The sequence below is a fragment of the Rhodoferax sp. AJA081-3 genome (genome assembly GCF_017798165.1).
Taxonomy (GTDB): Bacteria; Pseudomonadota; Gammaproteobacteria; order Burkholderiales; family Burkholderiaceae_C; genus Allorhodoferax.
Genome location: NZ_CP059068.1, coordinates 4,665,132 through 4,676,358, shown reverse-complemented (window position 1 = coordinate 4,676,358; position 11,227 = coordinate 4,665,132). Strand labels below are relative to the sequence as shown.

Sequence of the window (11,227 nt, the reverse complement as noted above, 5' to 3'; positions counted from 1 at the left end):
GCCAAATCCACGGAAGTACTGGCCACACTGCCCACGATGCGCAGCCCTGTGACGGTGCCCCGGCTTCCAGTAAAGACACCAGGCTACTGCGTGCACGATGGCTATTTTGCAATCCACGCCCCTGGAGCCGAGGTGCCCGGGACGTATGTACAACGCAGGCCTTTGACGCCCTCGATTTCCCGCTTTAGCGTGCGGCTGGCAATGTCTACCGACCAAAATTCGCAGCGTTGTTGGACATGACCGGTCAGATGCCCTGCACTATCCTTTTTGAGCACACGCGGCGAGCGTGAGACATACAGCCTCCCTTTGTCCACGTGATAAGCGTTGACGCGTGAATCAATCAGTATCATTTTCTGGCCACCCGGCACATCGACCAGGATCATCTTTTCATCGCCGCCAGAATCCGAGAAGTAGAAACCCGGGGCCGCACGGATGGCATAGTCGCCATCCGTGAACGCTGGGCCACATCCGACCATGGCCATGGCCATTACGGCTGTGAAAGCAAGCCGGACATCAATCAATTTTTGGGCTCCCGGTGAACTGCACATTGAAACCGATGAAGTTCTGATACCTATTGCCATTTCTCGCCACGCTCCCGCCGATGATGGTCTCAAAGTTCCGGGCTGCTGTACGCAATACAGAACCATCATGTTGCGCCACAGTGTGCATTTCAAAGTCATAACGCTCCCCTCGGATGGCGACGGATCCGTCGGACTGTAGCTGCACCGACACGTTGCCGTGCGTGAGCCAATCATAGCCCTCGACGCGGGCTTTCGCCACGCCGCTTGCATCGAATTGGCTTGTTAGTGTGATAGTCAGCTTGCTGGCATCGACCGAAACGGTGAGGCTTGGATCGTTGTTCGCCCGGCCTATCTCGTTGGCCTCACTGATCGTTAGCTTACCGTCAAAAACAACCACCGGCCCTCCTGCACTCTCTGCGATGCGGTTGTACTCGTCAACCTGATTCGTGCGCCCACTCCAGGCCCCAGCTTGAACCTCGTCCCAGTGCGCGCGGTCAGCGGCCGCGTTGTTCTGGTTCGCAGCCGCAATGCGCACATTGCCCGCGTTGAGCGCACTTTGGCCATGCGTGGACTGGTCTCCATAGGCCTGCCAGCTATCTGGCACAAAAACGGTGTCACCTACATTGAGCCTATCGGTGCTCATGCCATTGGCGGCCATGAAGTTGCCCAAGGCCTGCGGATGGCTGCTACCCACTATCGTGGAGATGTTGTCATTGGCCTGCACCACGTACGTGCGACCAGACACACTGATCTCTGTACTGCTGCGGTAGTCGCGCTCGCTGGCGCGGAAGTCAGCTTGCAAGTATACGGAGGTCGATGGGTTTGTATCCCCCATGCCGCGAATGTTCAGCGGGTCTGTTGCTACGGTACGGGCAGCAGTGTCCTGGGCGAAAGTTAGCCCGGCATCACCATCGGTGTACGGATTGCCAATCAGATTTGCATCGTTGAACGTAGTGCTGGCAGTGCTGGCCGTACCAGGTTGCATTGCCGTAACCTGGGAGGGATTTAGGGCAGCAACATCCTCATATGCAAACGACATATCACCGGGTGTGGAGCCGCTGCGACGGGATTCACGCAGCGTGTCTGCCACCGCTTCATCATTCGTGTAGGCGGCGGGTGTACGCATGGCCATGGAACTCGCAGTGGAGGCGCCGCTGTTGATGACCCCCATGAGGTCCCCGTCCGTCATCGCCGTAAACGTCATGCCACCCAGTACCCGCGCGGTGTCTACGGGCATGCCCGTCAAGTCAACAATACTGTCGGATATTTGGCCGCTGGCCAAACCGCCCGCCCAACTCGTTACGCCTGCCATAAAGGATGAGCCCAGGTCACCGGTGCGCACGAAGTTCATCAGCCCCGAAGTCACTCCTGGGGCATTCAGGATGTTGCCTATGGTGTTCAGGGCAGTGCCTGCACCCGCAGTTTGGCCGATGGTGCTGATGAAGGGATTTACGACTCCGGCTGTCAGCGCCATCATGAGGGCGGGGTTTTTGGCAACTCCGGTGCCTAGATTGCCTACGGCCCTCACCATGCCACCCAATACGCCCCCTCCGTTGTCATAACCGGGCTCCCAATGGAGATTGATCGGGTCGTAGGGTGCTTGACCCGGCAGGTAACAAATTTGCGGCTGGGTGCCGTCAGCGCCATCACGCGCCATAGTGGGGTCAAAGGGGACTGGTTGCCAGGATTGGAACACTTCGTCGGGTGTCATGCCCTCCCAGCGGTAGTTGACCCCGTCATTTGGCCCTTTGAAGCGGCCATTGGTGTCCAGCATCCAGGGCTCAATGGTGGTTTCAAACTCTGCACGGGTCTGAGGTTCTCGGTGTACTTCTTCGTATTTGTAGATGTCACGGATGTCTAGATTGTCCCCGGCACCCGTGCTTACGCTGCTGCTCGCGTAGCGGCCGGAGTTCAGGTAGTTGGCCATGTCCGTCGGTGTGACACCTATAAACTGGGCGGCCTCGTTGACTCCTATGTTGTTGGCCTGCATGCCTTCATAGATTTTGGCGGGGTCGTTTTTGTGTTGGTTCCAGTAGTCAGCCATCGCTTGTCGGCGTTGCTGTTCTGGTGTTGGTGTTGGTGTCGATGCGGCTTGTTGTGTGGTGGGAGACGGTGTTGTGGGTGTTGCCTGTGTTGGGTTCCAGCCGGTGAGGGCCGTTACACGCTCTGCGCTGACTCCGTGTTGGGCCATGGCGGCGTTGAGGGCTGCTGCATCTCCGGCGTGGGCTTGGTAGAAGCTCACGATGGCGGCATCTGACACTGCAGGGGTTGCTGCAACTGTTACTGCGGCCGGGGTTGGTTCCCGGGACACCCACACCTCAGCGGGTTCTGCCTGCGCCGAGCGCCAGCCGGTGAGTGCGGCTACGCGGTCTGCGCTAACGCCGTATTGGGACATGGCGGCATTGATGGCTGCTGCATCTCCGGCGTGTGCAAGATAGAAGTCCGTGATGTCTGTGTCTGATATGCCCGATTGGTAGCCTGGAGGGTCGTAGCGTGAGTAGTCGTGCATCCTCGGGGGTTCTTTCTATCTTTCTTGGTTTACGCCTGCGTGCCGGGTTGACTGGACACGCCCTCCGTGGCTTTGCTTTGATGCAGAGTCCGCACGAGCGGTTATTTTGATTGAGCGTGTTTGTTTTGAACACCCTACAGATGTAGGGGGTTGGTGCTTTTTTTGGGGTTGGCGCCCATAAGGAGCACATATTGACGGGGTTTGCGACTATTTAAAGCGTCCATCGGTACATCAGCCGCACTGCATGAGTTGAGTGGAGCTCATCACCATGGCGACTGCTTCCAGGGCCTTATCCGTGCTGGCGACGGTATTTGGCATGGCGGGCTACATTTCCACCATCGTCGTCCTTCCCCCAGACTTTCAGCACTTACAGACGGAGAACAAAACGGCCGTCATGGTGGATGCGCACCCAGACCAGCGCGCTTTCATTTGCGGCGTGCTCAGCCTGTCCCGCAAGCTTAGGTCGGTCACCGGTGCGTCCGCCGTGGACGCGGTGTTTGCGTTAGCCTCGTTGATGAGCGACATCAGAATTGCAGTTCCCGATACGCTTGCCGTAGGCATGCAAACCACGCTCGCAATAGCTGCAGCACTGATCGCGGCCGCGCTCGCCATCAAAGTAGGAAGCCGTGTTTTCGCCCCCCCATCGCTACGTCCCAGCGCTGCGCAACGATGCACGCCCGCCCCAATGGCCTACAAACTGGTTACATCCACAAAGGTGTCAGCACGGGGGAAGCGGGCCACCATCCAGTGGCGGTCCAGCGCCAACGCGTTGATGACCGGCAAAGGCAGCTCACTCACCAGGTCGGGCGTGGGGCTGGGGTCATCGGCCAGCAGCGCGGCCAGGTGCACCACGCCGGACAACTTGTCAAAGGTCTCGGCGGTCATGGGGGCGCTGGCACTTTGCAGGCCGTTCACGATGGCCTCGGGAAAATTCCAGTGCCGGGCCAGCACCGCGGTCACCTGCACCTCGTCAAAGCCCAGCAATTGCTGCTCGCGCTCCCAGCGCACCGGCGCACTGGAGGTCTCTGCCGCGATTTCGGCCAGGCTCTCGGGCGAACGCTGGCCAATCAGCAGCTCGCCCAGGCGCAGCATCATGCCGGACAACCAGGCCTGCTGAGGGTCCAGACCCGCGCCACCGGCCAGCCACTGTGCATAACCGGCACAGGCCATGCTGAAAGTCCAGAAGGCTTTGCGGTCCATGCCCGGGACGGTGGGGAACGAGGTGCTGATACTGGTCGACAGCGCCAGCGAACGGATGCGTGACATGCCCAGCATGGTGATGGCATGGTTGAGCGACAACACCTGCCGGCTCAGACCAAACTGGGCGCTGTTGGCCATGCGCAGCAGGTTGGCCGTCAGCGCAGGGTCTTTGGAGATGATGGCCTCGATCTGCGCGGCCGTGGCATCGGGATCGTTCAGTGTGCGCACCAGCGAATGGGCCACCTCGGACATGATGGGCAGCCTGGCGGTTTCAAAAAAAGCGGCTAGTTCGGACATGAAAACTCCCAATCAAAAACTGCAGCAAGTATAGAAAATTGCAGAACGAACACCAAACGGCCTGTCAAACACGGGACCGGCTGCACACGGCCACACCCACAATCACCAGCACGGTGCCACCGACCAGCCAGGCTGTGAAGGGCTCATCCAGCAACAACACTCCCATGAGCATGGTGGACATGGGGCCCACCATGCCCACCTGGGCGGCCAGGCCGGAGCCTATGCGTTCGATGGCCATCATCACCAGCATGACCGGCACCACCGTACACAGCGTGGCATTGAGCACAGACAGCCACACCACCTGCGGCGCCACGGCCCACACCGTCTCCAGCGGGCGCAGCAGCACAAACTGTGCTATGCACAGCAGACAAGCCACCGACGTAGCCAGCCCCACCAGGCGCAGGGAGCCCAGGCGCTGCACCATTTCCCCACTGTAGAAGAGGTAGAGCGCATAACTGACGGCGCTCAGAAAAACAAGTACCGCACCCAGCGCCACATCGGCACCCTGCAGCGTGATCTCGTGGCCAAACACCAGCAACACACCGCCATAACTGATGGCCATGCCCAGGGCCTGCGCCCGTGCAATGCGCCGCCCGACAAACACCCAGCCCAGCAACAAGACCAGTGTGGGGTTGAGGTAAAGGATGAGCCGCTCCAACGAGGCGGTGATGTACTGCAGACCCGCAAAGTCCAGAAAGCTGGCCAGGTAATAACCCGTCACGCCCAGCCAGACCACACCCAGCCAGTCCTTGCGCGTCAGCGCCACTGGCGGCGGCTGACCCACCCTCTTGCGGCTGGCCCACCAGGCCATGGCCAGAAAAAAGGGCAGTGCAAAGAGCATGCGCAGCATGATCAGGGTGACCGCATCCACCCCATGGCGGTAGGCCAGTTTGACAATGATGGCCTTGCCACTGAACGCCACGGCCCCCACGACGGCCAATGCCAAGCCAAATGCTATTGATTTAGGAGCTATAGAGTGATTATTTACAGGGGCTACAGCCATATATTGCTATAAGTCTTGTGGTGAAAACGGGACAGCTGTGGCCAAACCGCACGCGGGCACCACTGTACAGGAGCAGTCAAGCGGGCCAGCGTCTAAAATCCCGTCCCAGGGCGTTCCGCCCGCTGCAGACCCAAAGAGTGAATAGGCAATGAACCCTGACCCGACGACGCTGTCCCCCAGCCATGCCGCGCTGTTGGCACGGGCTGTTGAACAAAGCCCCCTGGGCATCATCGTTGTGGACCGGGCGGGTCAGGTGCAATACAGCAACCCCGGATTCACCGCCCTCTCGGGGTTCTCACCTGCCGAGGTGATAGGCATCACCCCCCACCCCTGGAACCCGGACGAAGCCACCACCGCCATTTACAGCAAGCTGCTGAATTCACAACACACCAGCGACAGCTGGAAGGGTGATGTGCAAAGCACACACAAGGACGGCAATGTGTACTGGGAGCGCCAGGTGGTCTCGACACTGCGCGACGCCCAGGGCCAACCCACACACCTCGTGGTCGTCAAGGAAGATGTCAGCGACCGCAAATTGCGTCGGGCCGACTACGCCCAAACCCGCCACCTGCACGAAAAGGCCTTGGCCAGCAGCAGCAACGGCATCATGATCACCCGCAGCGATGCGGACGACCACTCCATCGTCTACGTCAACCCGGCGTTTGAGCGCATCACCGGTTACAGCGCCGAAGAGGTCATTGGGCTGGAGGGGCGTTTCCTGGTGCGTGATGACCTGGCCCAGCCGGATCTGGAGCACATTCGCTCGGCGCTGCGTGAACGACGCGAAGGCTCGGCCACACTGCGCAACTACCGCAAGGATGGCTCGCTGTTCTGGAACGAGCTGCACATCGCCCCGGTGCACGACCTGGCCGGCGGCACCACCACCCATTTTGTCAGTGTCATCAACGACATCAGCGAACGCGTGCGATACCAGCATGCGCTGGAGTACCAGGCCAACCACGACAGCCTGACCGGCCTGGCCAACCGCAACCTGCTGAACGACCGCATCGAACAGGCCATTGCCTGGGCCAAGCGCAACGGCCATGTATTGGGCGTGATGCTGCTGGACCTGGACCACTTCAAACTCATCAACGACGCCTCGGGCCACAGCGCGGGCGACGCCTTGCTGAAAGAAGTGGCCCAGCGGTTGACCGCCTGTGTGCGCGAGACCGATACCGTGGCGCGGCTGGGGGGTGACGAGTTTGTCATCATCCTCACCGACTTGCCACAACCTGATGACGTGGACCAGATCGCCGAGAAGATTTTGTCCACCCTCTCCCGCCCCGCCGAGGTGGCGGGGCGCGATGTGTTTGTGACCGCCAGCATTGGTGTGTCGCTGTACCCGCGCGACGGTGACCATGGCGAAATTCTGCTGCGGTATGCCGACATGGCCATGTACCGCGTCAAGGAGCATGGCCGCAACAGCGTGCGCCAGTTTGTACCCGAAATGGGGTCCACCGCCATCAGCCGGCTCGACATGGAAGGCGCCATGCGCCGCGGTCTGGAGCGTGGCGAGTTTGTGTTGCACTACCAGCCCAAGATTGACCTGGCCACCCAGGCCGTGGTGGGTGCCGAAGCGCTGATACGCTGGCAGCATCCGCAGATTGGCCTGATCCACCCGATAGAGTTCATCCGCCTGGCCGAAGAAACCGGCCTGATCCTGCCCCTGGGCGAGTGGGTACTGGCCGAGGCCTGCAGACAGCAGGTCTTGTGGCGCCAGCAGAGCGTGACACCCTTGCGCATCTCCATCAATATGTCGGCCCGCCAGTTCCGCCAGGACGAGCTGACCGACCGCATCGCCGCCGTGTTTGCCAGCACCGGCGCCGACCCCAGCCAATTCATCGTGGAGCTGACCGAAAGCATGGTCATGCACGATGTGGACAGCACCCTGGCCAGCTTGCGTGCGCTCAAGAAACTGGGGTTATCGCTGTCGTTGGATGACTTTGGCACTGGCTACTCCAGCCTGTCCTATCTGCGGCGTTTTCCGATTGATGAGCTCAAGATCGACCGCAGCTTCATCAACGACATCCACACCAACCCGGACGATGCGGCCATTGCCGGCGCCATCATCGCCATGGCGCGCAGCCTGGGCCTGTCGGTCGTGGCCGAAGGTGTGGAGAACAAGGAGCAGGCCGAGCTGCTGTCCACCCTGGGCTGCAGCCAGGTGCAGGGCTATTACTATGCGCGGCCCCTCACGGTGGCGGCCTTCACCGCTCGGCTGCGCGAACAGCAGACCCACCAGGCATGAGCCGCATGCGCTGGCGTTCGGCCCCCCACGGGGAGTTGGCCTTGTTGCTTGAAAAAGCGCGGCTGGATGATTCGCGCGCGGTGGGTGCGTCTACCGTGTACCAGTTCAACCTGGATGGCCAGGAGTTACTGGCCGTCTCGCTGCCCGATGGTCAAGCCGTGGTGGTGGAGATCAACCCCCGGCCCCACACCCTGCGCAGGCGCATAGACCCGGTGGCTTAGCCCAGCATTTTCCGCAAACGGGCCACACCGCTCACAACCAGGAACACCAGGGCCCCCGCCACGATACCGGTCAAGGCCTCCACGCCGATGGGCAACAGTGTGCCCGCCACACCGGCCAGCGCACCGCCACTGGTTCCCAGCTGGGCCAGCACCGCATCTACGGCATGGTGCAAGGGACCAATGCCGTGGACCAGAATGCCACCGCCCACCAAGAACATGGCGGCTGTGCCCACCACCGCCAAAACCTTCATCAACACCGGCGCGGCCCGCAGCAAGCCGCGACCAAAGGCCTGCAACATACGCTGCGCTACGCCGCTGCCGGGCAGCTTGCTCAGGTACAAGCCGGCGTCATCCATCTTGACGATGCCAGCCACAAAACCGTAGACACCCACCGTCATCAGAATGGCGATGCTGCTGAGCACGGCCAGCTGGGTGGTCCACGCCAGCGACTGCACGGTGCCCAGTGTGATGGCAATGATCTCGGCAGACAACACAAAGTCAGTGCGCACAGCACCTTTGATCTTGTCGCGCTCCACGTCCACCATGTCCACGGCGGGGTCGGTCAACGCCTTCAACAACTCGGCCTCATGGGCCTGGTCTTCAGCCTTGCTGTGCAGAAACTTGTGCGCCAGCTTCTCGAACCCTTCAAAACACAAATAGGCGCCACCAATCATCAACAACGGTGTCACGGCCCAGGGGATGAACAGGCTGATCAGCAGCGCAGTCGGCACCAGGATCAGCTTGTTGACCATCGAGCCCTTGAACACGGCCCACACCACGGGCAGTTCCCGCTCGGCCTTGACACCCGCCACCTGCTGGGCATTGAGCGCCAGGTCATCACCCAGCACACCGGCGGTCTTCTTGGCGGCAACTTTGGACAAAATGGCGACGTCATCGAGGATGGTGGCGATGTCGTCAATCAGGGCAAGCAGGCTACTGGACATGGTGTGGACTCTGAACGGGAAAATACCCATTGTCGCAGGTGATACCGGGCGCAAAATGGGCCCATGCGCCCTCCCCACCCAGACCTTGCCGTCCCCACCGTTCTGGACGTCGAGGCTTCCGGTTTTGGGCGTAACAGCTACCCCATAGAAATCGGTTTTGTACTGCCCAATGGCCACACCTTTTGCACCCTGGTGCGCCCGGAGGCCCACTGGACCCACTGGGACGCACAGGCCGAGGCCACCCACCACATTTCGCGTGCACTGATCCTGGCGCGTGGTGTGCCAGTGCCGGAGGTGGCCCGCACCATCAACGCGCAGTTGTATGGCCAGACCGTGTATTCCGACGGCTGGGTCAACGACTACAGCTGGATAGGCGCACTCTTTGACGCCGCCGACATGAGCCCCAGCTTCAAACTCGAAAACCTGCGCGTGTTGCTGGACGACCAGGAGGCTGACCAGTGGCATACCGTCAAAGCCCAGGTCAGCAGCGAGCGTGGCGTGCAGCGCCACCGCGCCAGTGCCGATGCGCGCCTGCTGCAGCTCACACTGCTGCGCTTGCGCAATGGGCACAGCCCCTGATACAAACCAACCTATGTTGACACTCACCAGCTTCAGGGGGCGGCTTGCGCTGTGGTTCGGTGGCCTGTCTCTGTTGACCTTGCTCAGCGTGGGCACGTACGTGGGGCGCCTGGCCACCCAACAAATGGAAGTGACGGCCGGAGAGGCTGTGCACGCAACCGCCAAGGCCGCAGCCAATCTGCTGGGCGCCAACCTGCGGGAGCGCGAATTGGAAATTGCCTTGCTCAGCCAGGCAGCCCACTTTGTGCGCGGCGACCTCTCCCACCCGGACGTTTTGCGGTCGCTGGAACTGCGCAAAAAAGCCCGCAGCGAGTTCGCGTGGCTGGGTGTGGCGGACGCCAATGGCACGGTCATACAGGCCAGCAGCGGCATGCTGCAGGGCTTGTCGGTGGGCAAACGCCCGTGGTTTGTGGCGGGGCTGCAAGGCGTATATACCGGCGACGTACACGAGGCCATGTTGCTAGCCAAGCTGCTGCCCGGCCTGGCGTCCGGTGAACCATTGCGCTTTATTGACTTTGCTGCGCCCATCAAAAACAAGGACGGCCAGGTCATTGGTGTCATCGGCGCCCACGGCCATTGGCGCTGGGTGACCGAGACCGTGCAGTCCGCGGCCGACCGCATGGGCGGCGAATCCGGCACCGAGATTCTGATCCTGGACAAGCAGGGCGCTGTGCTCTACCCCCAGCACCACATGGGTGTCACCCAACTACCCAGTGGCATGCCGACACCCCAACAACACTATGCCAACGTGTTGTGGGGTGATGGACGGGACTACCTCACCAGCCAGGTCGCGGTGGACGCACGCACCCAGAACAACCTGGGCTGGCACATCGTGGTGCGCCAGCCCCTGGACATGGCCTTGCAGCCCTTGTACACCCTGCGCAACCGACTGGTGGTGCTGGGCTTTATCGCCACGATTGTTTTTGCGCTGGTTGCACTGCGGCTGGCACGCAGCGTCAGCCAACCCATAGAACAACTGGCCGAGGCTGCACGGCAGATTGAACGGCGCGAGGTAGCGCCCCGCTACCCAGCCCACACCGGTGTGGACGAAGTGGCACAGTTGAGCCAGTCCATGCAGTCCATGACCCAATCACTGCTGCAGCGTGAGCAGCAACTGGAGGCGCTCAACCAGACGCTGGAGCAGCAAGTGATGCAGCGCACCGAAGCACTGGAGGCCGCCAACCGCCAGTTGGAGCAACTGGCCACGCGTGATGCGCTCACTGGTTTGTACAACCGGCGCAGCTTCGATGAAAAGTTGAACGAATGTGTGCACACCAGCAAACGCAGCGGGCGCAGTTTCGCGCTGTTGGTGCTGGATGCCGACCACTTCAAACGCATCAACGACACCCATGGCCACACCACGGGCGACGCCGTGCTGCAACAGCTGGCACGCCTGCTGACCGAACACACCCGCAGCACCGACTTTGTGGCGCGGTATGGCGGCGAGGAGTTTGTGGTGCTGCTGCCCGAGACTGCGCTCGCCGAAGAGGCCACCACCGTGGCAGAGAAAGTGCGTGCAGCGGTAGAACAGACCCGCTTTCCCACCGTCGGCCAGATCACCGTCAGCATTGGCATCAGCCTGTGGGACCCGCGTTCACCCGGTAGCAAAGACCTGTTCCACAGGGCGGACGAAGCCTTGTATGCGGCCAAATCGTCCGGTCGCAACCGGGTAGTGGTGTTCACACAGCCTGCGTAAGCTGCAAGG

Annotated in this window: 9 protein-coding genes; 4 read left to right on the top strand and 5 right to left on the bottom strand. The window is 61.2% G+C overall.

Annotated features, from left to right (window positions below; genetic code table 11):
* Positions 1-101: 101 nt before the first annotated feature.
* The 4 genes from HZ993_RS21905 to HZ993_RS21890 all read right to left on the bottom strand — a co-directional run bounded on the left by HZ993_RS21905 (position 102) and on the right by HZ993_RS21890 (position 5,530).
* A complete protein-coding gene (locus tag HZ993_RS21905) occupies positions 102-521 on the bottom strand; it encodes a hypothetical protein (protein WP_209394816.1) in 420 nt (139 codons plus the stop codon).
* Positions 514-3,030 carry a LysM peptidoglycan-binding domain-containing protein gene (locus HZ993_RS21900; RefSeq protein ID WP_209394814.1) on the bottom strand — a complete coding sequence of 839 codons (2,517 nt, stop codon included), beginning with the start codon at positions 3,028-3,030 and terminating at the stop codon, positions 514-516. Before HZ993_RS21900 ends, HZ993_RS21905 begins: the two co-directional genes overlap by 8 nt.
* A 690-nt stretch (positions 3,031-3,720) precedes the next feature.
* Complete coding sequence (locus HZ993_RS21895) at positions 3,721-4,527, bottom strand: HDOD domain-containing protein (protein WP_209394813.1); 807 nt, start codon at positions 4,525-4,527, stop codon at positions 3,721-3,723.
* Positions 4,528-4,591: 64 nt separating this feature from the next.
* Positions 4,592-5,530: a DMT family transporter gene (locus tag HZ993_RS21890; RefSeq protein WP_209394812.1), complete on the bottom strand. Its 939-nt coding sequence runs from the start codon at positions 5,528-5,530 to the stop codon at positions 4,592-4,594.
* Positions 5,531-5,678: 148 nt separating this feature from the next.
* Here HZ993_RS21890 and HZ993_RS21885 point away from each other — a divergent pair, with 148 nt between their 5' ends.
* Both HZ993_RS21885 and HZ993_RS21880 read left to right on the top strand, forming a co-directional pair.
* The gene (locus tag HZ993_RS21885; RefSeq protein ID WP_209394811.1) at positions 5,679-7,778 is read left to right on the top strand and encodes a bifunctional diguanylate cyclase/phosphodiesterase; all 2,100 of its coding nucleotides are present in this window, start codon (positions 5,679-5,681) and stop codon (positions 7,776-7,778) included.
* Positions 7,775-7,999 carry a hypothetical protein gene (locus HZ993_RS21880; RefSeq protein ID WP_209394810.1) on the top strand — a complete coding sequence of 75 codons (225 nt, stop codon included), beginning with the start codon at positions 7,775-7,777 and terminating at the stop codon, positions 7,997-7,999. Before HZ993_RS21885 ends, HZ993_RS21880 begins: the two co-directional genes overlap by 4 nt.
* On the opposite strand, the gene HZ993_RS21875 is transcribed toward HZ993_RS21880, so the two are convergent.
* Entirely contained in the window at positions 7,996-8,943 is a 948-nt protein-coding gene (locus HZ993_RS21875) for a DUF808 domain-containing protein (protein ID WP_209394809.1), read from the bottom strand. The genes HZ993_RS21880 and HZ993_RS21875 overlap by 4 nt on opposite strands.
* Positions 8,944-9,006: 63 nt before the next feature.
* Between HZ993_RS21875 and HZ993_RS21870 the strand changes: the two genes are divergently transcribed.
* Together HZ993_RS21870 and HZ993_RS21865 are read left to right on the top strand one after the other, a co-directional pair.
* On the top strand, positions 9,007-9,522 hold the full coding sequence (locus HZ993_RS21870; protein WP_209394808.1) for a hypothetical protein: 516 nt from the start codon (positions 9,007-9,009) through the stop codon (positions 9,520-9,522).
* 13 nt (positions 9,523-9,535) lie between these two features.
* A complete protein-coding gene (locus tag HZ993_RS21865; protein WP_245213720.1) occupies positions 9,536-11,218 on the top strand; it encodes a diguanylate cyclase in 1,683 nt (560 codons plus the stop codon).
* The last annotated feature ends 9 nt before the right edge of the window (positions 11,219-11,227 follow it).